At 62.8% G+C, this 22,195-nt stretch carries 20 protein-coding genes and 1 tRNA gene; 12 read left to right on the forward strand and 9 right to left on the reverse strand.

The genetic code is table 11. From position 1 onward, the window contains the following. Positions 1-36: 36 nt before the first annotated feature. A complete protein-coding gene (locus tag BCV67_RS04890) occupies positions 37-1,440 on the forward strand; it encodes a sigma-54-dependent transcriptional regulator (protein ID WP_062166719.1) in 1,404 nt (467 codons plus the stop codon). 239 nt (positions 1,441-1,679) lie between these two features. Here BCV67_RS04890 and pilB read toward each other — a convergent pair whose 3' ends face one another. Together pilB and BCV67_RS04900 are read right to left on the reverse strand one after the other, a co-directional pair. Beyond that, positions 1,680-3,410, reverse strand: coding sequence for a type IV-A pilus assembly ATPase PilB (gene pilB, locus BCV67_RS04895; protein ID WP_062166720.1), 1,731 nt, complete (start codon positions 3,408-3,410; stop codon positions 1,680-1,682). An 834-nt stretch (positions 3,411-4,244) separates the two neighbouring features. Beyond that, complete coding sequence (locus tag BCV67_RS04900; protein ID WP_062166721.1) at positions 4,245-4,658, reverse strand: pilin; 414 nt, start codon at positions 4,656-4,658, stop codon at positions 4,245-4,247. Positions 4,659-5,194: 536 nt separating this feature from the next. On the opposite strand from BCV67_RS04900, the gene BCV67_RS04905 reads away from it, so the two are divergent. From BCV67_RS04905 to coaE, 3 genes are read left to right on the forward strand one after another with little or no spacing between them, the layout of a single operon-like run. Beyond that, positions 5,195-6,451 (forward strand): type II secretion system F family protein, encoded by a 1,257-nt coding sequence (locus BCV67_RS04905; RefSeq protein WP_062166722.1) that lies wholly within the window; start codon positions 5,195-5,197, stop codon positions 6,449-6,451. 3 nt (positions 6,452-6,454) lie between these two features. Then, positions 6,455-7,321: a prepilin peptidase gene (locus tag BCV67_RS04910; protein ID WP_062166723.1), complete on the forward strand. Its 867-nt coding sequence runs from the start codon at positions 6,455-6,457 to the stop codon at positions 7,319-7,321. Between the two features lie 55 nt (positions 7,322-7,376). Next, a complete protein-coding gene (gene coaE / locus BCV67_RS04915) occupies positions 7,377-7,994 on the forward strand; it encodes a dephospho-CoA kinase (RefSeq protein ID WP_062166724.1) in 618 nt (205 codons plus the stop codon). Between the two features lie 162 nt (positions 7,995-8,156). On the opposite strand, the gene BCV67_RS04920 is transcribed toward coaE, so the two are convergent. The 5 genes from BCV67_RS04920 to BCV67_RS04940 form a co-directional block, all read right to left on the reverse strand. After that, positions 8,157-9,497 carry a sensor histidine kinase gene (locus BCV67_RS04920; protein ID WP_062166725.1) on the reverse strand — a complete coding sequence of 447 codons (1,341 nt, stop codon included), beginning with the start codon at positions 9,495-9,497 and terminating at the stop codon, positions 8,157-8,159. Next, complete coding sequence (locus BCV67_RS04925; protein WP_057629745.1) at positions 9,490-10,167, reverse strand: response regulator transcription factor; 678 nt, start codon at positions 10,165-10,167, stop codon at positions 9,490-9,492. Before BCV67_RS04925 ends, BCV67_RS04920 begins: the two co-directional genes overlap by 8 nt. Before the next feature lie 362 nt (positions 10,168-10,529). Beyond that, positions 10,530-11,405, reverse strand: coding sequence for a 30S ribosomal protein S6--L-glutamate ligase (rimK, locus tag BCV67_RS04930; RefSeq protein WP_062166726.1), 876 nt, complete (start codon positions 11,403-11,405; stop codon positions 10,530-10,532). Positions 11,406-11,549: 144 nt separating this feature from the next. Then, positions 11,550-11,623: transfer RNA gene (locus BCV67_RS04935), tRNA-Gly, on the reverse strand. Positions 11,624-11,862: 239 nt separating this feature from the next. Beyond that, positions 11,863-13,650 carry an autotransporter domain-containing protein gene (locus tag BCV67_RS04940; protein ID WP_172837772.1) on the reverse strand — a complete coding sequence of 596 codons (1,788 nt, stop codon included), beginning with the start codon at positions 13,648-13,650 and terminating at the stop codon, positions 11,863-11,865. 177 nt (positions 13,651-13,827) lie between these two features. Here BCV67_RS04940 and thiS point away from each other — a divergent pair, with 177 nt between their 5' ends. From thiS to BCV67_RS04965, 5 genes are all read left to right on the forward strand, one after another. Then, positions 13,828-14,028: a sulfur carrier protein ThiS gene (gene thiS / locus BCV67_RS04945; RefSeq protein WP_062166728.1), complete on the forward strand. Its 201-nt coding sequence runs from the start codon at positions 13,828-13,830 to the stop codon at positions 14,026-14,028. 300 nt (positions 14,029-14,328) lie between these two features. Further along, positions 14,329-15,123, forward strand: a complete 795-nt coding sequence (locus BCV67_RS04950) for a thiazole synthase (protein ID WP_062166729.1) — start codon at positions 14,329-14,331, stop codon at positions 15,121-15,123. Continuing rightward, the gene (gene trmB / locus BCV67_RS04955) at positions 15,123-15,875 is read left to right on the forward strand and encodes a tRNA (guanosine(46)-N7)-methyltransferase TrmB (protein WP_062166730.1); all 753 of its coding nucleotides are present in this window, start codon (positions 15,123-15,125) and stop codon (positions 15,873-15,875) included. Before BCV67_RS04950 ends, trmB begins: the two co-directional genes overlap by 1 nt. A gap of 124 nt (positions 15,876-15,999) precedes the next feature. Then, entirely contained in the window at positions 16,000-17,847 is a 1,848-nt protein-coding gene (locus BCV67_RS04960) for an SLC13 family permease (protein WP_062171420.1), read from the forward strand. A gap of 42 nt (positions 17,848-17,889) precedes the next feature. Next, positions 17,890-18,642, forward strand: coding sequence for a hypothetical protein (locus tag BCV67_RS04965; protein WP_156455757.1), 753 nt, complete (start codon positions 17,890-17,892; stop codon positions 18,640-18,642). An 18-nt stretch (positions 18,643-18,660) separates the two neighbouring features. On the opposite strand, the gene BCV67_RS04970 is transcribed toward BCV67_RS04965, so the two are convergent. Continuing rightward, positions 18,661-19,008, reverse strand: coding sequence for a Rieske (2Fe-2S) protein (locus tag BCV67_RS04970; RefSeq protein ID WP_062166732.1), 348 nt, complete (start codon positions 19,006-19,008; stop codon positions 18,661-18,663). Between the two features lie 175 nt (positions 19,009-19,183). Here BCV67_RS04970 and BCV67_RS04975 point away from each other — a divergent pair, with 175 nt between their 5' ends. From BCV67_RS04975 to mscL, 3 genes are all read left to right on the forward strand, one after another. Beyond that, entirely contained in the window at positions 19,184-19,465 is a 282-nt protein-coding gene (locus BCV67_RS04975; protein WP_062166733.1) for a hypothetical protein, read from the forward strand. A gap of 307 nt (positions 19,466-19,772) precedes the next feature. Further along, positions 19,773-20,474 carry a fumarylacetoacetate hydrolase family protein gene (locus BCV67_RS04980; RefSeq protein WP_062166734.1) on the forward strand — a complete coding sequence of 234 codons (702 nt, stop codon included), beginning with the start codon at positions 19,773-19,775 and terminating at the stop codon, positions 20,472-20,474. A gap of 58 nt (positions 20,475-20,532) precedes the next feature. Beyond that, positions 20,533-20,949 (forward strand): large-conductance mechanosensitive channel protein MscL, encoded by a 417-nt coding sequence (gene mscL / locus BCV67_RS04985; protein WP_062166735.1) that lies wholly within the window; start codon positions 20,533-20,535, stop codon positions 20,947-20,949. A gap of 61 nt (positions 20,950-21,010) precedes the next feature. Here the strand turns inward: mscL and BCV67_RS04990 are convergent, their stop codons facing one another. Next, positions 21,011-21,991, reverse strand: coding sequence for a hypothetical protein (locus tag BCV67_RS04990; RefSeq protein ID WP_156455758.1), 981 nt, complete (start codon positions 21,989-21,991; stop codon positions 21,011-21,013). Positions 21,992-22,195: the final 204 nt, after the last annotated feature.

Raw genomic sequence — 22,195 nt, forward strand, 5'->3', positions numbered from 1 at the left:
TGTAGACATGCCTCTACCTCGGCTATCGTTCCATTCATGAACGCAACACACAGCGCCCTGATCGTCGACGACGAACGCGACATCCGCGAATTACTGGTCCTCACCCTCGGCCGGATGGGCCTGCGGATAAGCACCGCCGCCAACCTCGCCGAGGCGCGGGAACTGCTCGCAAGCAACCATTTCGACCTGTGCCTGACCGACATGCGCCTGCCTGACGGCAATGGCATCGAGCTGGTGACCGAGATCACCCGCGACCATCCGGCAACCCCGGTGGCGATGATCACCGCCTTCGGCAGCATGGACCTGGCGGTGGAGGCCCTGAAGGCCGGCGCCTTCGACTTCGTCAGCAAGCCGGTGGACATCAATGTGCTGCGCGGCCTGGTCCGCCACGCCATCGAACTGAACAACGCCGCCCGTCCCAGCACCCCACCGCCGCCGGAAAACGCCACCCGCCTGCTCGGCAGCTCGCCGGCAATGGATGAGTTGCGCGCCACCATCGGCAAGGTCGCGCGCAGCCAGGCACCGGTCTACATCCTGGGGGAATCGGGCGTCGGCAAGGAACTGGTTGCCCGTACCATCCACGACCAGGGCGCACGCGCGGCCGGCCCATTCATTCCGGTCAACTGCGGCGCCATTCCGGGCGAACTGATGGAAAGCGAGTTCTTCGGCCATCGCAAGGGCAGCTTCACCGGTGCCCACGCCGACAAGCCCGGCCTGTTCCAGGCGGCCAGTGGCGGCACCCTGTTTCTGGATGAAGTGGCTGAGCTGCCACTGCAGATGCAGGTCAAGCTGCTGCGGGCCATCCAGGAAAAATCGGTCCGCCCGGTAGGCGCGGCCACCGAAGTCACCGTGGATGTACGCATACTCTCGGCCACCCATAAAGACCTGGGCACGCTGGTGCAGGACGGGCGATTCCGCCATGACCTGTACTACCGCATCAACGTGATCGAACTGCGGGTACCGCCATTGCGCGAACGCCGCAGCGACCTGCCGCAACTGGCCGGCACCATCCTGCAGCGGCTGGCGCAATCGCAGGGCCAGAAGCCACCGCACCTAGCCGGTTCAGCATTGGAAGCGCTGGATGCCTATTCCTTTCCCGGCAACGTCCGCGAACTGGAAAACATCCTCGAGCGCTCGCTGGCACTGGCCGATGGCGACCGCATCGACGCCAACGACCTGCGCCTGCCGCAACCGCAGAGCGCGTTGCAACGTGCTGCTGCCGAAGGCGCTGCGACAGGCGCTGTTGCCGTCGTCCAGGAAGCCGTTGTCGACATCGACCCAGCCAACGCCGCCCTGCCCTCCTATATCGAGCAGATGGAGCGCACGGTCATCCAGAAGGCGCTGGAAGAGAACCGCTGGAACAAGACCAAGACCGCAGCCCAACTGGGCATCACCTTCCGCGCCCTGCGCTACAAGCTGAAAAAGCTAGGCATGGAGTAAGCAAGCGGCGGGAACTGGGGTAGAGCCGAGCCATGCTCGGCACCACCGTTCTAGCCCCCTCTCCCGTTTACGGGAGAGGGGTTGGGGTGAGGGCGCTTTTCGCGGGTAAAGCCACTTGCCGAGCATGGCTCGGCACTACCGCTTCAGCCCCTCTCCCGTTTACGGGAGAGGGGTTGGGGTGAGGGCGACTTTCGCAGGTAAAGCCTTTGCCGAGCATGGCTCGGCACTACGGGTGAGGCTTAGTCCTTGGTCACGCGGTTGATTTCAGCCAGGCTGGTGGTGCCCTGCGCCGCTTTGATCAGCGCTGACTGGCGCAGGTCATTGATGCCGATCTTCTGCGCAGCATCGGCAATATCCATCGCATTGCCGCCCTGCAGCACAATCGCAGCGATATCGTCGGTCATCGGCATCACCTGATAGATACCGGTACGGCCCTTGTAGCCTTCCGTGCATTCATCACAGCCCACCGGTTCAAACAGATTGATGCCCTTGGCAATCTGCTCGGCGGTATAGCCTTCGGCCAGCAATGCATTCTCCGGCAACTGGGTCGGACGCTTGCAGTTCGAGCACAGGCGTCGCGCCAGACGCTGGGCGATCACCAGGGTCACCGACGAGGTGATGTTGTACGGTGCGATACCCATGTTCATCAGACGCGCAATGGTCTGCGGCGCATCGTTGGTATGCAGCGTGGACAGCACCATGTGACCGGTCTGCGCAGCCTTGATCGCGATTTCCGCGGTCTCCAGGTCACGGATTTCGCCGACCATGATGATGTCCGGATCCTGTCGCAGGAACGAACGCAGCGCCGCTGCAAAGGTCATGCCGCGCTTGTTGTTCTGCTGCACCTGGTTCACGCCTGGCAGGCGGATTTCCACCGGGTCCTCGGCGGTAGAGATATTGCGGGTCTCGTCATTGAGGATGCCCAGCGCGGTATAGAGCGACACCGTCTTACCCGAACCAGTCGGCCCGGTTACCAACACCATGCCGTAAGGCTTGTGGATAGCATCCAGGAACAGCTTCTGCTGGTCCGGCTCATAGCCCAGCTTGTCGATACCCAACTTGGCCGCGCTGGCGTCAAGAATACGCAACACGATCTTTTCGCCGAACAGGGTCGGCAAGGTACTGACACGGAAGTCGATCTGCTTGCTCTTGGACAGATTAAGCTTGATGCGACCATCCTGTGGCACGCGCTTTTCCGCGATATCCAGCTGCGCCATCACCTTCAGGCGTGCAGCGATACGCTGGTTCAGCTTCACCGGCGCCTTGGCGACGCTCTTGAGCAGGCCATCGATACGGAAGCGCACCCGGTAGTCATCTTCGTAGGGCTCGAAGTGGATATCCGAAGCACCCTTGCGGATGGCATCGACCAAGGCTTTGTTGACGAACTTCACGACCGGGGTGTCATCGCCTTTGGCATCCACACCGGTGTCGCCACCGCCACCCATGTCCTCGTCACCGGCGGCGATGTCTAGATCGCCCATGCCGTCGTCATCTCCGCCGAGGCTATCGCCCAGCGAATCATTGCTGGCCAGCCACAGGTCCAGGGTGCGGCGGATCTGCTCCTCATCAACCAGGATCGGCTCAACCACCAGGTTGGTCTGGAACTTGATCTCATCCAGTTGCTGGGTCGGGTTGCTGGTGCCCACGAACAGCTTGCCGCCACGCTTGAACAGCGGCAGCACCTGATGCCGGCGCAGCAATTCCTCGCTGACCAGCTTCATCGCGCCCTGGTTGGCATCGAACACCGACACATCCATCAAAGGCATGCCGAATTCCATGGCGTTGGCAGCGGCCATATGAGCGGCGCTCACCAGCTTCTTGTCGGCCAGCCACTGTGCCAACGGCACCTTGGCGTCGGCAGCCTGGCTCATCGCGGTGCGGGCAACGGCTTCCTCCAGCGCTCCATCCTGGACCAGACGCCGAGCAATGCCGGTAATACCCACTAGGTTGGCGGATGTCAGTGTGTTCATCGGGATTCCCCTTCAATCAGACCGAAAAGATACCGCATCCCGTCGCCAGAGCGGCCATCAGACTGCCAGGACTACTCCCTCCCGCCTTCGACCCGCCGCGGCACGAAAGCGCTGCTCGGGGCCATCCCCTGCAGCTTTACAACAACTCGCGGCGCAGTCCCGCCGTCGAATGCGGCGACAGCACGTCCGACGCAAGGCTCGATGACCAGCCCCACGCCGCATTCAAGATTCCCCTAACCCCAATTCGGACGCGAATGGAATCACGGATTGTTGATTCCTGTTCCAGGAGTGCGAGGTGCGATGCTTCCGGCAAGAGGCCTGGCAACACCGCAGTACTCCATTATCCTGCAGCGTGCGACCCTAGGCAGCTTTCTGATGCCACGCCAAGCCCATTCCCTGCCATGCCTCGGAACTACGCCGCCGCACAACGAATGATTGCAGCCGACAAAGCACCCGCGAACCCCGCAATCCAGATACTGCGCCGATACCCACAATATCCCCTGGTATCACACGATGGTTTTCATCGTTGGCGTTGCCAAGGATCAGGTGGATCCATATCAACGCGCTCCGACTCAGTCTGGAGATGGAAATGGCCCAGCTCCCCAGCATGCTGCCAACGCCTCGGCGACACCGGCTGATAGAGCACGAACCCAGCCCAATGATGTGCTGCATTGGCGAATGCCAGGCCAGTCTATAGGCCAATAGCTAATGGCATTTCTGGACCCAAGGCCAGTTTTACCCGTGGCCCATTTACACAAAACAAGGGCGCGCCCTGAAGAAACCCCAAAAGAAAAGGCCCTTCTCAGGGCCTTTTCTCCGAATCCCCATTACAAATCAGGTGCAGCCGCCCGGGCGGTGCTTGGCAACCAAGCCAGTACCACCCGTTACGGTGCAAGCCCACGCGCCGGTAGCAGGTGTACGGGTCAACGTCACCACTGCACCGGTAACGATGTCGTTACCAAGCACGGTGCAGCTAAGAACAGTGGCGCTGGCACCATAGGCACTGCAACGCGGAGTCGGGGCGGTCTGCAAGCCCAGGTCCTGCGGGGTTGCCGGGACATACGCGCCATTTTCCTGCAGCGCCACTTCCAATGCCGTCTTGGCTGGATTGATTTCTGCCAGAGCAGCAGCCAGCTGCGACTTGGCAACATAATCACGGTACATCGGCAGCGCAATGGCGGCCAAAATGGCGATGATCGCAACCACGATCATCAGTTCGATCAGCGTGAAACCCTGCTGCTTCTTCATGGATACATCCCCTAGAGGTATTGGATTGAGTGAACAAGGATGAGCGCATATACCTGCCCACCCCATGCGGGGTATTACAAAGCAGGTTGCGTGCCAGTTTTCAGGCACACCCTCAGCTCCCCGGCGCCAATGATGGCAGCAAGCGCAAAGATTGGAAGCCCCTTGTAGAAGTAGTGCGATCTGGCCCTCAATGTGACGTAGTACGTCAGGTTGTGACAACAAGCGAAGCCATGTGGCAACGCCCCCCGGCACCATCCCCCCCCCCCCCCCGGCAAGAAACTTGTCGGAAAGGCATCCGCCAGACCGAGCCCCCTTCCGCAAACCAGTGATACCCCTGTCGTGCCGGGGCGACGCCCACAAGCGGCAGTGCCGGGAAGGCTCCAACAAGGCAGGTACTCCGGTCTATATGTGAAGACGCCAGGGCTAGGGCGTGACGGGATTCGCCTATTTCTGCAGATGGGATGCTGGGACGCGCCAATGCGGATACCATGCGGAGGTCGCCGGCCCGGGGAGGGCTGGCTGGGGAGCCCAGAGATATGTCCGTCACCCGTAGCGCCATCAAGAACCAGCCGGTTGCCCGCGGCACCAGCCAGATGTTGCCGTTTGTCTGGGAGGGAACCGACAAGCGTGGCATCAAGATGAAAGGCGAGCAACAGGCCAAGAGTTCCAACCTGCTGCGTGCCGAACTGCGCCGACAGGGGATCAACCCCACGGTGGTCAAGCCCAAGCCCAAGCCTCTGTTCGGCGCCGCTGGCTCGAAGATATCGGCCAAGGAAATCGCCTTCTTCAGTCGCCAGATGGCGACGATGATGAAGTCCGGCGTGCCTATCGTCGGCTCGCTGGAGATCATCGGCGAGGGCCACAAAAACGCTCGCATGAAAAAGATGGTGGGTGATATCCGCACCGACATCGAAGGTGGCTCCTCGCTGCACGAGGCCATCAGCAAGCACCCTGTGCAGTTTGACGAGCTATACCGCAACCTGGTGAGGGCCGGCGAAGGCGCAGGTGTACTTGAAACCGTGCTGGACACGGTTGCCAACTACAAAGAGAACATCGAAACCCTCAAGGGCAAGATCAAGAAAGCCCTGTTCTATCCCGCCGCAGTGGTAGCCGTTGCACTGATTGTCAGCTCGGTACTACTGGTGTGGGTGGTACCGCAGTTTGAAGAAGTCTTCAAGAGCTTCGGCGCCGACCTGCCTGCTTTCACTCAGTTGATTGTCGCTGCGTCACGATTCATGGTGTCCTGGTGGTGGATCATATTGCTGGCACTGGTTGGATCGATAGTTGGCTTTCTTTATGCCTATAAGCGCTCCCCGGCCATGCAGCACACGATGGACAAGCTGATCCTGAAGGTGCCTGTCATCGGCCAGATCATGCATAACAGCGCGATCGCGCGCTTCGCGCGCACGACTGGCGTGACCTTCAAGGCCGGCGTCCCCTTGGTCGAAGCGCTCGGCATCGTTGCTGGCGCCACCGGCAACAGCGTCTACGAAAAAGCGGTTCTGCGCATGCGCGACGACGTCGCCGTCGGCTACCCGGTCAACATGGCGATGAAACAGGTCAACCTGTTTCCGCACATGGTCATCCAGATGACTGCAATCGGTGAAGAAGCCGGCGCGCTGGATGCGATGCTGTTCAAGGTTGCCGAGTACTACGAGCAGGAAGTGAACAACGCGGTCGACGCGCTGAGCAGCCTGTTGGAACCGATGATCATGGTATTCATCGGTACCATCGTCGGCGGCATGGTCATCGGCATGTACCTGCCCATCTTCAAACTGGCATCTGTGGTTTAACACATGGCATTTCTCGACCAGCATCCCGGTCTCGGCTATCCCGCCGCGGCCGGACTGGGACTGCTGATCGGCAGCTTCCTCAACGTGGTGATCCTGCGCTTGCCCAAGCGCATGGAGTGGCAGTGGAAGCGCGATGCGCGCGAAATCCTCGAAGAGCCCGATATCTATGAGCCGCCGCCGCCGGGCATCGTGGTGGAGCCTTCGCACTGCCCGCACTGCAAGCACAAGCTGAGCTGGTACGAGAACATTCCGCTGTTCAGCTGGCTGTTCCTGCGTGGCAAGTGCCGCCATTGCCAAGCTTCGATCTCCATCCAGTACCCAATCGTGGAACTGGTCACCAGCCTGATGGTGCTGGCCAGCGTCTGGCAATTCGGCTTCGGCTGGCAGGGCTTTGGCGCCATCGTGCTGAGCTGCTTCCTGGTTGCGCTGTCCGGCATCGACCTGCGCACCCAGCTGCTGCCCGACCAGCTCACCCTGCCACTGATGTGGCTGGGCCTGATAGGCAGCATGGACAATCTCTACATGCCGGCCAAGCCGGCGCTGATTGGTGCCGCCGTCGGCTACCTGTCGCTATGGACGGTGTGGTGGCTGTTCAAGCAGATCACCGGCAAGGAAGGCATGGGCCACGGCGACTTCAAGTTGCTGGCCGCGTTGGGTGCTTGGTGCGGACTGAAGGGCATCCTGCCGATCATCCTGCTGTCCTCCCTGGTCGGCGCCATCATCGGCTCGATCTGGCTGTACTCGCGCGGGCGCGACCGCGCCACGCCGATTCCATTCGGTCCGTACCTGGCTATCGCCGGCTGGCTGGTCTTCATGTGGGGCGACCAGATGATAGGCGGCTACATGCGATTGGCAGGGCTACAGCAATAAACCATCACCAGCGACAATGGCCCTTCGAGGGCCATTGTTGTTTTGGAGTCATTGCATGAGCAATTTCATCGTCGGACTGACCGGCGGCATCGCCTCGGGCAAGAGTGAAGTCAGCCGGCGTTTCGAGGCCTTGGGCATTACCGTGGCCGATGCGGATATCGCAGCGCGCGAGGTTGTCGCGATTGGCAGCCCCGGTCTTGCGGCGATTGCCGAACTGTTCGGCGCCGAGGTTCTGCAACCCGATGGCAGCCTTGACCGAGCCTATTTGCGCCAGCGTGTATTCGCCAATCCCGATGAACGCCGCGCACTGGAAGCGATCACCCATCCGGCCATCCGTGCCAGGGTGCGTGGCATCTGCGAAGCCGCGAACAGCCCTTATGCGATCGCCGCGATTCCTCTGCTTACCGAAGCGGGTGGCCGCCCGACCTATCCCTGGTTGAACCGGATTCTGGTGGTGGATACACCGGAACAGGTGCAGCACGCGCGTCTGCTCAGCCGCGACAACATCGATGCGGCATTGGCCGAACGCATGATCCAGGCGCAGGCCAGCCGCGCGCAGCGCTTGGCGCTGGCTGATGATGTGATCGTCAATGACGGCCATACGGATGCGTTGCAGCTGCATGTCGAATTACTGGATGCGCGCTATCGGGAGCTGGCAGGGGCGGCGGCCTGACTGCTATTTTGATCGCAGCGCAGAGAGCGCCCTCACCCCAACCCCTCTCCCGATGGCGGGAGAGGGGCTAAAGGCAGGCGATCCGGCGCCATTTGACCCACGCGGCCACTTGGGCATCCATCATCCAGTCCAAGCGGGCCGGTCGAAGCGCTTGATTGCAACTCAAGGCTGCTCAGGCGCAAATGTCAGCGTCGCAACCACACCACGCTCCTTGCCCGGCCGGATGTCCACCTGCCAGCCGTATAGCGCGCACAGTCGACTGACGATCGACAAACCGATTCCCCCGCCCTGCGACTGGCCAGCGTGGGTGCCGCGATAGCCGCGCTGGAACAGGCTGGCAGCATCTTTCTCGCTCAGCCCCGGGCCGTTGTCGATCACTTCCACCGCATTTGCACCCACCCGCACCAGCACCCGACCTTCCTGCGAATACTTCACCGCATTTCCGATCAGGTTGCCCAGCGCCACCGACAGCGCTGACTCAGGCGCATCGATCACCAGCTCGCGCGATCCTTCCAGCACCAGTTCCAAGGGTTTGCCACCGAGCTGGGCGCGATGCGATTCAAGCAGCTGCTCGGCAACCCGGGCGACATTGCTGCTGCCCTGCGCGCGCTCATTGCGGGACAGCAACAACAACGAGCCGATCAAGTCACTGCACTGTTGTTCGGCGCGCTGTATGCGTTGCAGACGCTGCAACACTTTTTCATCCAGATTGGGGCGCGTCAGCAATAGTTCGGTAGCACCGCGGATCACCGCCAGCGGCGTGCGCAGCTCATGGCTGACGTCGGCATTGAACTCGCGGTCACGCTGGACCACTTCGGTCAGGCGCTCGGAATAATCATCCAGCGCCTCGGCCAACTGGCCAACCTCGTCGTCCGGGAAACGCGGCGCCAAGGGCTCGGGGTGCTTGGCACCACCACGGTAGGCACGCAGCCGGGATGCCAGGTCCGATACCGGCCGCATCACCCGCGAAGCGGACCACCAGCCCAATACCCAGGACAGCAGGCTGAAGATGATTACCGACAGGAACAGCGCGCGATTGAGTTGCTGCTCACCACGAAGCGCCTGGCCCATGTCATAAGCAATGAAAAACCAGGCATCCGGTGTTTTACGAACACCTACCTTGTAGGAGAAAGGTTTGCCTTCGGCATCCTCGCCGTTGATGGTGTGAATGCCGTCCTGCAGCCCCTCCCATTCGGGATAGTCACGACGCAGACCGTCGAGCTTGTCTGGCCGGAACAGGAAGGCCCGCATCTGCTGCACCGGCGCAACCACATCGGTACCGCCACTGCGCATATAGCTCTGCCAGGAAGCGTCGAGGTTGCGATTCATCACATCCTCAACCAGCTGGTTTTCCACGCGCATCCGCGCCCAATTGGTGGCAAAGGCGAACAGCGTGGTCAGGCAGAAACCCAACAACACGAAGGAAAGGATGATGCGGCTGCGCAGGCGCCGACGATAGCGTCCGCGCCGGCGCACGACCTCAGGCAGTACTGTTTCAGGCATCGGGTGCGGAGATACGGTAACCAATGCCGTGACGGGTCTGGATCATCGGCACTTCAAACGGCTTGTCCACCACCGCACGCAGGCCATGGATATGCACGCGCAGCGAGTCCGAATCTGGCAGTTCCTCGCCCCAGACGCGGGTTTCCAGCTCCTGCCGGGTAACGACTGCTGGCGACGCTTCCATCAGTGCCTGCAGGATCTTCAACGCGGTCGGATTGAGCTGCAGCAGCTTGCCCTGGCGGCGTACTTCCAGCGTATCCAGGTTGTACTCCAGGTCACCCACTTCCAGAACACGGGTATGTGCACCCTTGCCACGCCGTGACAATGCATTGAGCCGCACTTCCACTTCCTGCAGCGCGAACGGCTTGATCAGGTAGTCATCAGCACCGGAATCAAAACCGGCCAGCTTGTTGTCCAGCGAATCACGGGCAGTGAGCATCAGCACCGGCGTCTGCTTGCGCGCATCGTTGCGCAGCTTGCGACAGACTTCGATGCCATCCATGCCCGGCAGGTTCAGATCCAGCACGATCGCATCGAACTCATGCACCACCGCCAGATGCAGGCCGGTCACGCCATCAGCGGCGAAATCGACCGTATGCCCGCGATCCTCAAGGTAGTCACCAAGATTGGCGGCAATGTCACTGTTGTCTTCGATTACAAGAATGCGCACGTGTGCGATTACCTTCGTTTTATAGGAATAACAGGCGAGAGGCGCCAATGTATGCGCGGAATTACAGCATAGTTCGCGTTAACGTCCTGCGTCTTATCCACTCGAACATACACCTGACGCGGCCAATCAATTGTCCAAAGTGCTGCTTCGTGCGCCGCCTCCATGTCATTTTCAGCACTCTAACCCCAGCTCCCGCACTCAACAATACTCGCCAAAAACAAGGCCCTGACGAAAACCGCCAGGGCCTTAAAAGATTCCCGATCACCGGACCCACTGAGGAGGGCTGGGCACAGTGGAAACAGGCTAGGGCCAGCCGGATTAAAGGCTTGTTAAAACCATGCAAACAAATTGATGACCGGACCTCAACGCTTGAGGCTGGTCACGTATTCGATCATGCGCCCGGCAATATCGTCCCCGGACACCCCCTCGATGCCCTCCAGCCCGGGGGTCGAATTGACCTCCAGCACCAGCGGTCCCCGCTTGGAGCGGATGAGGTCGACGCCGGCTATCCCCAGCCCCAGCGCCTTGGCCGAGCGTATCGCCACCTGCTGCTCGGCCTTGCTGCACTGCACCCGTTCGGCAACGCCACCGGCGTGAAGATTGGAACGGAAGTCGCCATCCTGGGCCTGCCGGCGCATGGTCGCAACCACCTGGTCGCCCACCACCAGGCAGCGCAGGTCCGCACCCTGGGCCTCGGCAATGAACTCCTGCACCAGGAAGTTGGCGTACAGCCCGCGTAGGGCCTCGACAGTGCCCTTGGACGCGCTGAGCTTTTCGGTAAGGATCACCCCCCTGCCCTGGGTGCCTTCGCTGAGCTTCACCACATGCGGCGGCGGCCCAAGCATCGACAGCAGGTCGTCGGTATCGTCCGGGTTGTCGCCGAACACCGTCACCGGCATGTCGATCCCCTTGGCGGCGAGCAGCTGGTGGGCACGCAGTTTGTCGCGCGCGCGCAGGATCGCATCGGAAGGATTGGGGGTGCGCGCGCCCATCATCTCGAACTGCCGCAGCACCGCCGTGCCATAGCGGGTGATGGATGCACCGATCCGCGGTATCACCACATCCACACCGGTCAACGCCTTGCCCTTGTAATGCATGCCAAAACCGCTGGAGGTGATGCGCATATAGCAGCGCAGCGGATCGAGTATGCGCACCGTGTGGCCACGCGAACGGGCGGCTTCGACCAGGCGGCGGGTCGAGTACAGCTTGGTGTTACGGGAAAGAATGGCCAGTTTCATCGCGGCGGGAGTGGTCGGTAGGCGCGCAGCATATCGCGGCGTTACCGGTTCCGGATGATCTGAATCAGGGAGTTTGGCGCCGGTCTTCAGCGGCCGGTTGGCAGGCCTGAGGCCGCTCTGATCATTGCAACAAACCGCCAGGCGTGGAGCGGGCGAAGGGAATCGAACCCTCGTCAGTAGCTTGGGAAGCTACAGCTCTACCATTGAGCTACGCCCGCGTTGGCGAGCGTGAAGTCTATGCGCCGCGCTGGGACAAAGCAACGCCCGCAACTGCCGGTTTCCACCCCACCGAAGCCGGCGTGGGCACGTGTTCCGGTGGCGATGGCGGCCCGCGCAACCGGCCGTCCTGCAGGCGCCCCAGTGGTTCCCCTGCCCCACAAACAAAAAAAGAGGCGATGCCGCCAATGCGGCACCGCCTCCCACACACAACACCGTAATCAATTGCGACTAAGGCGCCTTAGAAGCTGCCGCCGAAACTGGCGAACACGGTGGCATCACGTGCTGACTTCTGCATCGTGGTGGTGCTCAGGCCGATATTGCTGTTCAGGCCCCACAGCGTGAGGCGCGCACCGAGCACGGCGGTGGCGTAGTTGCGGTCGAACTCCAGCCCCGGCACCTTGTACATCCCCGCGCCGGACATGGTCTGCAACCAGGCGCTGGCCTGCTTGCCGTCCTCGAACTCGTGGTCATAGGTCACCTGCACGTACGGCTGCACAGTGCCGCCGTCAAAGCGTGCCTGCCAGCCGATACGGCCCACGGTCGAATCCAGGTCCTGGTCGCCATAGCCGAACGCGGTGGCGCTGGCATTGCTCTCGACATAGCCGTCCAGCTTCACCTTCTGCCAGATCACCGCCGCTACCGGGCCGTGACGGAAGCCACCGGCATGGCCGAACTCGTAACCAGCGTTGATGGCGGCGGTCAGGTTGCTGCCGTCCGGCGAGCCCTTGTGCTCACGGGTAGCCGGGCCGAGCTGCACCTTGCGGGTCACGTCATAGCCCAACCAGCTGTAGCTCACCTGGCCGTTGACCCAGGCGCGCTCGCCATACCAGCCAGCGAACAGGCCCAGGGTGGTGTCATCCTGGGTGAAGTCACCCTTGCTGTTGCCGAAGTCGGCATCCATGCGGCCGTAGCCGGCAAAGCCGCCGAGGACCAGGCCGTCGCGCGTCCAATCCACACCGAACAGGCCGGCCGGCGCCATGCCGTCGTACAGGTCGGCATGCGCATAGCGCTGCATGTCACCGCGCAGGTTGCCCCACCAGCTCAGGCCATCCGCTGGACGTGAACCCACGTGCGCACCCACCTGATCGGCGCGGGCGCGGCCGGTGGTCTGGGCCGAATGGGTCAGCACCTGCTGCAGGCGCGGGGCTTCCAGTACCGAGATCGCGTACTGGCCGAGGATCTGGTGGGCAGCAGTGGTCGGGTGCACACCATCGGCGAACACATAGGTGTTGTTGGCATTCGGCGCGGCCAGGCTCAGCGGCGAGCAGGTGACCGACGAGGCCGAGGTGCAGGCCATGTTGCTGACATTGGTGAAGCCATAGGTGCCGGGATTGGCGACGATTTCCTGCAGGATGGTGAAGGTATCCACCGGAATCACCTGCAGCCCGGCCTGCTTCAGACCACCAAACAGAGCGTCGTTGTAAGCCTTGGCCAGCGCGGTGCCCTGCGCCATGCCCATCGCGCCGCCGGCGCGCGAAGCCGGGGTCAAACCGATATCAGGCAGGTTCGGCACCATCACGTACTCGGCACCGGCCGCCTTCAGCGCACCTACGATGCCAACCTGGTCGGCCACTGCGGCCCCGATGATGGCCTGCGCCTGCGCCGGCGCCTTCTGCACCGCGAACAAATCGTTGGCACCGCCCCACACCGTATACAGCGCGTTGGCATCGGCCTTGCCGCCATTGGCAGCCAGGTAGGTCGTCATCTGCGTCTTCATCGAAGGCGTCGCGCCCAGCGCGCCCACCTCGTCCACGCCCACGCGAGCACCACCGACCGCATAGTTGTCACCGGTCTGGCCGTTGCCGTTGGGGCTGGCATTGGTACCGTACTGGTCGGCCACGTAGTCCGCCCACACCCAGCCCGGGTTGGTGGTGAAACGGCCAACAAGCGAGGCATTCGGGTCCAACTTCACCAGCACCGGCCGGAAATAACCGGTATCGGTCAGGCTGTCACCGAAGAACACCGTCTTGGAATACGGCGACTGCGCCAAGGCCGGCACTGCGGCCAGGGCGATGGCCACGGCCACGGCAGCGCGCAGCGGGCGAAGGGATAGGGACATGTTCAACTCCTGAGTGGGAAAGCCGGCGGACATACGCCGCCGCACGTTGTTATGTTTTCATTACTGCGTAAGACGCACACGCTGCGCTGCCGCAAACTGTGCCCAAAGCTAGGCTTTTGCGGCGTCGCTGGCGAAAATGGCAGCATGAACATCCATCTGAATGGCGAACTCCGCCAAATTGAACCCGCCCTGTCATTGATCGAACTGCTGGCCGCCGAAGGCTTGGCCGAACGCCGGGTGGCGGTTGAGGTCAACGGTGAGATCGTGCCGCGCAGCCAGCATGCGACCCACCCACTGCAGGACGGTGACGTGGTTGAAATCGTGCATGCGCTGGGTGGTGGCTGAGGGCTGCCGGTAGTGCCGAGCCATGCTCGGCAGGGGCCTTTCACGCGATGTGTGTAGTGCTTGTGGGAGTGGCGTAAGCCGCGAAGCTGGCAGCGCTGGAAGCTCCCCTCCTCTTCGCTGCATGAAAGGCAGGGAGCGGCGGCTTCCCTGTTGGTTTCACCTGTAGAGCGCAGCCATGCTGTGCTGGAGCATTGCCGGTAAGGCCCCTGCCGAGCATGGCTCGGCACTACACGGTGACGCTGAGCTTCTGCCGAGCATCGCTCGGCACTACAGATCGGCGGGATGGGTGATAATTCGGGCATGAATGCACATGTCCCCACCGACTCGCTGGTCATCGCCGGCAAGACCTATTCCTCCCGGCTGCTGACCGGTACCGGCAAGTTCAAGGATCTGGAAGAAACCCGCCTGGCCACCGAGGCCGCTGGCGCCCAGATCGTCACCGTGGCCATCCGCCGCACCAATATCGGCCAGAACCCCGGCGAGCCCAACCTGCTCGACGTGCTGCCGCCGGACCGTTACGCCATCCTGCCCAATACCGCCGGCTGCTACACCGCCGAGGATGCCGTGCGTACCTGCCGCCTGGCCCGTGAGCTGCTCGATGGCCACAACCTGACCAAACTCGAAGTGCTGGGCGACCAGAAAACCCTCTACCCCGACGTGATGGCCACGCTCAAGGCCGCCGAACAGCTGGTCAAGGATGGCTTCGACGTCATGGTCTACACCTCCGACGACCCGATCCTTGCCAAGCGCCTGGAAGAAATCGGCTGCGCTGCGGTGATGCCGCTGGCCGCGCCGATTGGCTCGGGCCTGGGCATCCAGAACAAGTACAACCTGATCGAGATCATCGAGAACGCCAAGGTGCCGATCATTGTCGATGCCGGCGTCGGCACCGCCTCCGACGCGGCCATCGCGATGGAGCTGGGCTGCGACGGCGTGCTGATGAACACCGCCATTGCCGGTGCCCGCAATCCGGTCCTGATGGCCAGCGCCATGCGCAAGGCGGTGGAAGCCGGCCGCGAGGCCTTCCTGGCCGGGCGCATCCCACGCAAGCGCTACGCCAGCGCCTCCTCCCCGGTAGATGGGCTGATCGGCTGATGACCAATCCTTTTGACAGCGCAGGCTCCAAGGCACCGCCCAAGCCCTTCACCGTGACCGAAGGCCGCCGCGAGATTCGCAGCTTCGTATTGCGCCAGGGCCGCTTCACCCCGGCCCAGCAGCGCGCGTTCGACGAACGCTGGCCGCGCTTCGGCATCGACTTCAACGGCGAGCCACGCGACCTGGACGCCACCTTTGGCCGCAACGCGCCCAAGGTGCTGGAGATTGGCTTCGGCAACGGCGCCGCCCTGCGCTACGCCGCGCAGTTCGACACCAGCAAGGACTACATCGGCATCGAGGTGCATGCACCGGGCGTTGGCCGCCTGCTCAATGCGCTGGCCGATGACAACGCCGACAACGTCAAGCTCTACCACCACGATGCGGTCGAGGTGCTGGAGAAGGAAATCGCCGACGGCGCGCTGGATGAAATCCGCATCTACTTCCCCGATCCCTGGCACAAGAAGCGCCACAACAAGCGCCGCCTGGTGCAGCCGGCATTTGCCGAACTGCTGGTGCGCAAGCTGCGCCCGGGCGGTCGCCTGCACTGCGCCACCGACTGGGAGGATTACGCCGAACAGATGTGGGAAGTGCTGGATGCGACGGCCGGGCTGGTCAACCGTGCCGGCCCGCGTGGCGCGGTACCGCGTCCGGACTGGCGCCCGCAGACCCACTTCGAGACCCGCGGCCAGAAGCTCGGCCATGGCGTGTGGGATTTGTTGTACGACAAGCCAAACGCAAGCGACGCTGGCTGAGGACCGAGGGCGTGATGACAGCTGCAAGCAGCAAACCGCTGGATCCCTGCGCTGACCATGCAGCGTTGCTGGCATGCTGCGCTGGCATCCCGTCCCTGCCCTTCTTTTCCAGGCCGCTGCACTGATGGATACCGCGCTGACGCTCACCACCGATATGAAGCTCGTGCTCGGGCTGGTGGGCTTCACGATGGCGATGTTCCTGTTCGAGCGCATCCGCGCCGACGTGGTGGCCCTGGTGGTGATGGTGGTGCTGGGCGTCACCGGCCTGATCGCACCGGAAGAAATCTTCGGCGGTTTCTCCGGTAACGCGGTGATGAGCATCATCGCCACCACCATTCTTGGCGCCGGCCTGGACCGCACCGGCGCCTTGAACCGGCTCGCGGGCTGGTTGTTGCGGCGCTCCCATGGGCTGGAACAACGGCTGTTGCTGTTGACCACCGCCACCGCGGGCTTGAACTCCTCGTTCATGCAGAACCCATCGGTGATGGCCTTGTACCTGCCGGTGGCCTCGCGCCTGGCTTCACGCACCGCACTCACCCTGAAGCGCCAGCTGCTGCCGATCTCGGCGGCAATCGTGATGGGTGGCGCGCTGACCATGGTCGGCAACTCGCCGCTGATCCTGCTCAACGATTTGTTGATGTCGGCCAACAACAACCTGCCCTCAGGCACCGCCACCATCGAGCCACTGCGCATGTTCGCGCCGTTGCCGATCGGTGTCGCGCTGCTGATCGCCTCGCTGGCCTACTTCCGTTTTTACGGCAGCCGCAAGCTCAAGGAAGAAGAGCGCGAAACCGACGATGGCCAGGCACCGGCACGTACCGAGAGCTATTTCGCCAAGTCCTATGGCATCGAAGGCGACGTCTTCGAACTGCTTGTTACCGCCGAAAGCCCGCTGGTTGGCATGACCGTCGGCGAAGCCGAGAACCTGTTCGACGCGCCGCTGCTGCTGGCGCTGAAAACCGGCGATGACACCCGTCTGTCGCCACCGGCGGACATGCGCATCTGGGTGGGCAGCGTGATCGGCGCCATGGGCCCGCGCCAACAGGTGTCGGACTTCGCGCAGAACCAGTTCCTGCGCATGTCCTCACGGCTCAAGCAGCTGGGCGACCTGTTCAACCCCGCCCGCGCCGGTATTTCCGAGGCGGTTGTGCCGCCGACCTCGAAGGTAATCGGCAAGACCGCCGGCGAGCTGCGCCTGCGCAAGGAACGTGGCATCAGCCTGCTGGCGATCAACCGCGACAAGCAGGTGATCCGCGAGGACGTGCGCAACACGCCGCTGCGTGCCGGCGACATGCTGGTCTTCCACAGCATCTGGCAGGACCTTGCCGCGGCGGCGGAAACCCGTGACTTCGTGGTGGTCACCGACTACCCGAAGGGCGAGCAGCGCCCGCACAAGTTCAAGATCGCGATGGCCATCTTCGCCATCACCATCATCATCGCCCTCACCTCGCACCTGCCGGTGGCGCTGACCCTGCTGACCGGCGTGGCCGGCATGCTGTTGACCGGCGTACTGCGCATGGACGAGGCCTACGCCGCGATCAACTGGAAGACCATCTTCATGATGGCCGGGCTGATTCCGCTGGGCTGGGCCATGGACAGCAGCGGCGCAGCGGCCTGGATCGCCGGCCACACCATCGACAAACTGCCTACCGGCATTCCGGTCTGGGTACTGGAAATCGCATTGGCGCTGCTGACCACCGCGTTCTCGCTGGTGATCAGCCATGTCGGCGCCACCATCGTGATGGTGCCCATCGCCGTCAATCTTGCGCTCGCCGCAGGCGGCAACCCCACCGCGTTCGCGCTGATCGTGGCCTTGTCGGCATCGAACAATCTGATGACCGCCTCCAACCCGGTCATCTCGATGGCAATGGGCCCGGCCAAATACACGCCGCGCGAGATGTGGCGCGTCGGCGGCCCGCTGTCGCTGCTTTACACCGTGATTGTGGTAATCATGATCAACATCATGTTCTGACACACCAGGCAGCAGCCGCGCTCAAACGGAGAGGAGATCGCGATGAAACGGATGACATTGGCGACACTGGGTTTTCTGGGCATGTTCAGCGCTGGCGCCGAGCCGCGCACACCGCCGCAGGCGAACTGCGTAGATGCACGCCAGATTGGTGGAGCGGAGGGCATCAGCGCGGACACCGTGGCCTTGCGACTGAAGGACGGAAAGCGCTTCCGGGTCGAATTCGCACAGGGCTGCCCTGCTCCAGAAAACAAGTTGTCGGTACGCGGCAGCCGTGATGGCTGGCTATGCGCCGCGCCGGGCGAAAGCCTGGTCATCGGTGAGACGCAATGCCCGATCAGCACGATTACGCCCTTGGACGCGCGCGGCTATGCCGATCTGCTGCGCCAACGTGACCGGCAACAACTGGCCACCCTGGAAACGCTGCAGGTCGAAGCCGCAGGCCCGTCACCCTCACGCGGTTTTCGTGGGACAGCGGATTACTGCGTCAGCGTCGATGCAGTACGCAGCTGGAGCGAAACCCCGCAGGGAATCACCGTAGAAGTCTCACCCAAGCGTGCCGCGGGCAATCGTTTCTATCGCCTTGAAGTCGCCAGCGGCTGCCCGGCACTGGCCAACGCGCAGTCCATGGCCTTGGTATCCGGCATGGGTATCGGCATGGTCTGCGGCCATCCCGGTGATCGGATGGCCCTGGTACGACCCGAGCGCGAGCTGGTCCGGCCCGGCGATCCGGCAAACGTCAGTGGCCGTTATGAATGCCAGATCAGTCGCGTCTATCCGGTGCAGGACACCCGCTGAGCGCTTGGCCGGCGCAACTCAGCCGAGCAGCACCTTGCCGTCGTGCACCCGTACCGGCACCGCACGCAGCCCGTCGCCCTTGCACGGGCCGGCCACGCAGGTGCCGCCCTGCAGCTCGAACGAGGCCCCGTGCACCGCGCATACCAGATGCCCTTCGCGGCTCTTCAGGAACTGGCCCGGCGCCCAGTCCAGCGCACGTCCGGCATGCGGGCAGACGTTCAACCACGCCCGCACCTGCTCGCCGTCGCGGTACAACACCAGCGTCTCGGCGTCGCCATCAATCACCCCCACCACCGCGTGAAAGCCCTGGTCGGGCACCGCGGCCAGCAGGCAGAGTTCGGTTTCGGGAGCGATGGCGTTGGACATTTGGAACACCGGGACAGGAAAGCGCCTTATTGTCGCATGGGCGACCATTGCGAGCGCCGAACCTGACTCACACCCTCTTCACACACCCTATTCAGTTAGCAATTAACGACAACTTCACGCAACAGGCCTGCTCGCCCCTGATACTCCACCCCAGACTCATCGTCATCCAACTTTCATGACTATCCGTTACGTCCAATTCGCCAAGCTGCGCAACCTGTTCGAGCCGCGCAAACCACGCAACCCGCTGGTGCGCATCGCCTTGGGCCTGCTGGGTGTCGCCATTCTTGCGGTGCTGGTGGTTGGCGGTGTTTTCATTGGCGCAGCGATGATCCTGGGCGGCATTGCCTGGAAACTGCTGGCCTCGCGCAAGGCGCGTGCCGTACCCAAGGCCGACCCGACCGTGGTTGATGCCGAATACCGCGTCGTGCGCAAAGCCGCGCTGCCGCACGCCCGCTAAGCCACCTGCAAGGACAGAAGCGTCCTGATGTAGTGCCGAGCCATGCTCGGCAGAGGCCTTCCCGGTATAGCCCGTAGTGCCGAGCCATGCTCGGCAGCAGCCTCACCGGTGCCCGCCCAGGTTGTGGGAGCGGCGTCAGCCGCGAAGCCGGTGCTATCGAAACCACAGGCATGCCCGCAATCTGGCTGACCACCGGCTTCGCGGCTTGCGCCGCTCCTACACAAGCCCGCCCGGCGCAGCCTGCCAGCGCTCCACAGAACGCACCCGCGTCCGCTAGACTTTTGCGTCGTTTCACCTGGACGCAAACATGACTGATCTGATCCCCGCCCTGCCCCAGCCCCGCATCCCGGTCGCCGGTGGCGGCACGTTCCCGGTGCATCGCATTTACTGCGTAGGCCGCAATTTTGCCGACCACGCCCGCGAAATGGGCGCGGCCGTGCCAGCTGCAAGCGAACGCGGCCAGCCTATGTTCTTCATGAAGCCGGCCGACGCCATCGTGGTCGGCGATGCACCGGTGCCGTATCCGACTGCCACTTCCGACCTGCACCACGAGGTGGAATTGGTCGTCGCCCTGGGCAAGGACGCACCTGCCGGTGTGCTTGCCGCCGACCAGGCGATGGCCTTGGTGCTGGCCTATGGCGTGGGCCTGGACCTGACCCGCCGCGATCTGCAGGCCGCCGCCAAGGCCAAGGGCGGTCCTTGGGATATCGCCAAGGGCTTTGACCACTCCGCGCCGGTCAGCAGTCTGGTACTGGCCTCGGAAGTCCCCGACCTGGCATCGCTGGAACTGTCGCTGGAGATCAATGGCCAGCTGCGCCAGAAGTCCACCTTGGACCAGATGATCTGGAGTGTTCCCGACATCCTGCACGAGCTGTCCAAGTTGTATGCCTTGCGCGCCGGCGACCTGATCTTCATGGGCACTCCTGCCGGCGTGGCCGCACTGCAACCGGGCGACCGCTTCAGCGCCCGCTTGGGAAAAATCGCACAACGCGATGGGTTGATCGCCTGATGACATGCAGTGGAGTACGCTGCGCCAGCTCCCTTTCATGCACAGCTAGGACAAACACATGGGAATGATCAGCGAATTCAAGGAATTTGCGATGCGCGGCAATGTCATCGACCTGGCGGTCGGTGTGGTCATTGGCGGCGCGTTCGGCAAAATCGTGACCTCCCTGGTAGACAAGGTGATCATGCCGCCGATCGGCATGCTGATCGGCAACGTGGATTTCTCCAACCTCGCCTGGACCTTGGCGCCCGCCAAGATCGGTGCCGATGGCAAGGAAATCCCGGCCGTGGTGTTGGGCTATGGTGACTTCATCAATACCCTGATCCAGTTCATCATCGTCGCCTTCGCGATCTTCATGCTGGTCAAGGTGGTCAACCGCCTGTCACGCAAGAAGGAAGAAGCGCCCGCCGCACCGCCCGAGCCGAGCGAAGAAGTGCTGCTGCTGCGGCAGATCCGCGACAGCCTCAACAAGCAGTAAGCGCTCGCGGCTTGCCTGCTCAACGGCCGGGCCGTCGCCCGGCCGTTGTCGTTTGCGCCGCCTAGAACGACACCGTCATCGATGCCTGCGGGCTGACGTAGGTTGCACTGTTGCGGCCGCCTGGCAGCGAGGCCTGCACGCCGACCAGAAAGCCGACATGGTCGCTGACGTTGTATTCCAGCGCCGGCGCGATGCTGAAGCTGCGGCTTGATCCATCGTGGCGCTGGATGTGCCCGCGCCGCCCCTCACCATCCAGCACGGTGCCATCCAGCACAGCGCCTGATTGGCGGCTCGCGCTCAGGTCCAGGGCGAGCGCCCAGTGCAGATTGACGCTGTATTCCAATCCCAAGGCCGCACTGAGCGCAACGCCCGGGCTCAGATGCCCGCGAAAGCTGCGGTCGGTGTCATAAACACTGCGGCCATGCACCGAAACATCGCGCGGTGACGGGCTCCAACGGGCCTGCCAACGCCAGCGCAGCGGCCGCCCATTCGGCAGCCAGTGATGGTTCTGCCCCAGCACCGACACGTGGCTGCGCCAGGCGCCTTCGCCCTGGCCGTTGAGCAGGTTTCCTCCCAGCCCGTCATAGCGTCCCGTGGGCAGGGATTGACCAAGCATCACCGCAACGGCCGGCCTGCTGTTCAGCGCATCGCCTTCGCGCAGCAGATAGCGCAGGCGCAGCGTGCTGTCTGCCAGACGGAAGCCATCACTGTGCTTCCCGCCCTGCGTGGTCCTGGCACTGTCCAGCACCAGCTCACCGGTCAAGCGATTGGTGATGCCGGCGCTCAGCAGCACACTGAGCAACGAGGTATCAACCGATTCGTCCAACGCATGTCGATCACCCTTGCCGTCATAGCGACCGGTGGTATGCGTCTGGATCCAATACGGCTGGGCAAAGAAGCTTCCCTGCGGCAGGGTCGATGGCGAAGGCGTCAGCAAAGGTCCGGTGAAGCGCACATCGTCCAGCGAATGTGCCTGTAGCCCTGCCGCTGGTGCCAACACCGCCACCAACAACGTCCCTGCAGCCCTGTTTCGCAATGTCATTACAACGTCCTGGTTCATCCACCCCATCGGTGGAAAACTCAGGCTCGCCGCGGCGCGACATCAGGAACACAGGAAAACTCCTGTTTACCCCGTAGCCGTTTTCGCCTCACCCTCGGCCTAACCGATGCATCTGGACGATGCCATGGGTGAAATCCCCTGCGTCCATCCAGCATTTCCCCCATACCAACTGGCACATTCCCCTAG

This window comes from Stenotrophomonas nitritireducens, from assembly GCF_001700965.1.
GTDB lineage: Bacteria > Pseudomonadota > Gammaproteobacteria > Xanthomonadales > Xanthomonadaceae > Stenotrophomonas > Stenotrophomonas nitritireducens_A.

Bases quoted from the DNA above. Each gene is read 5' to 3' on its own strand.
- BCV67_RS04890 (WP_062166719.1), top strand. From the start codon at position 37: ATGAACGCAACACACAGCGCCCTGATCGTCGACGACGAACGCGACATC.
- pilB (WP_062166720.1), bottom strand. From the start codon at position 3,410: ATGAACACACTGACATCCGCCAACCTAGTGGGTATTACCGGCATTGCT.
- BCV67_RS04900 (WP_062166721.1), bottom strand. From the start codon at position 4,658: ATGAAGAAGCAGCAGGGTTTCACGCTGATCGAACTGATGATCGTGGTT.
- BCV67_RS04905 (WP_062166722.1), top strand. From the start codon at position 5,195: ATGTCCGTCACCCGTAGCGCCATCAAGAACCAGCCGGTTGCCCGCGGC.
- BCV67_RS04910 (WP_062166723.1), top strand. From the start codon at position 6,455: ATGGCATTTCTCGACCAGCATCCCGGTCTCGGCTATCCCGCCGCGGCC.
- coaE (WP_062166724.1), top strand. From the start codon at position 7,377: ATGAGCAATTTCATCGTCGGACTGACCGGCGGCATCGCCTCGGGCAAG.
- BCV67_RS04920 (WP_062166725.1), bottom strand. From the start codon at position 9,497: ATGCCTGAAACAGTACTGCCTGAGGTCGTGCGCCGGCGCGGACGCTAT.
- rimK (WP_062166726.1), bottom strand. From the start codon at position 11,405: ATGAAACTGGCCATTCTTTCCCGTAACACCAAGCTGTACTCGACCCGC.
- thiS (WP_062166728.1), top strand. From the start codon at position 13,828: ATGAACATCCATCTGAATGGCGAACTCCGCCAAATTGAACCCGCCCTG.
- BCV67_RS04950 (WP_062166729.1), top strand. From the start codon at position 14,329: ATGAATGCACATGTCCCCACCGACTCGCTGGTCATCGCCGGCAAGACC.
- trmB (WP_062166730.1), top strand. From the start codon at position 15,123: ATGACCAATCCTTTTGACAGCGCAGGCTCCAAGGCACCGCCCAAGCCC.
- BCV67_RS04960 (WP_062171420.1), top strand. From the start codon at position 16,000: ATGGATACCGCGCTGACGCTCACCACCGATATGAAGCTCGTGCTCGGG.
- BCV67_RS04965 (WP_156455757.1), top strand. From the start codon at position 17,890: ATGAAACGGATGACATTGGCGACACTGGGTTTTCTGGGCATGTTCAGC.
- BCV67_RS04970 (WP_062166732.1), bottom strand. From the start codon at position 19,008: ATGTCCAACGCCATCGCTCCCGAAACCGAACTCTGCCTGCTGGCCGCG.
- BCV67_RS04975 (WP_062166733.1), top strand. From the start codon at position 19,184: ATGACTATCCGTTACGTCCAATTCGCCAAGCTGCGCAACCTGTTCGAG.
- BCV67_RS04980 (WP_062166734.1), top strand. From the start codon at position 19,773: ATGACTGATCTGATCCCCGCCCTGCCCCAGCCCCGCATCCCGGTCGCC.
- mscL (WP_062166735.1), top strand. From the start codon at position 20,533: ATGGGAATGATCAGCGAATTCAAGGAATTTGCGATGCGCGGCAATGTC.
- BCV67_RS04990 (WP_156455758.1), bottom strand. From the start codon at position 21,991: ATGACATTGCGAAACAGGGCTGCAGGGACGTTGTTGGTGGCGGTGTTG.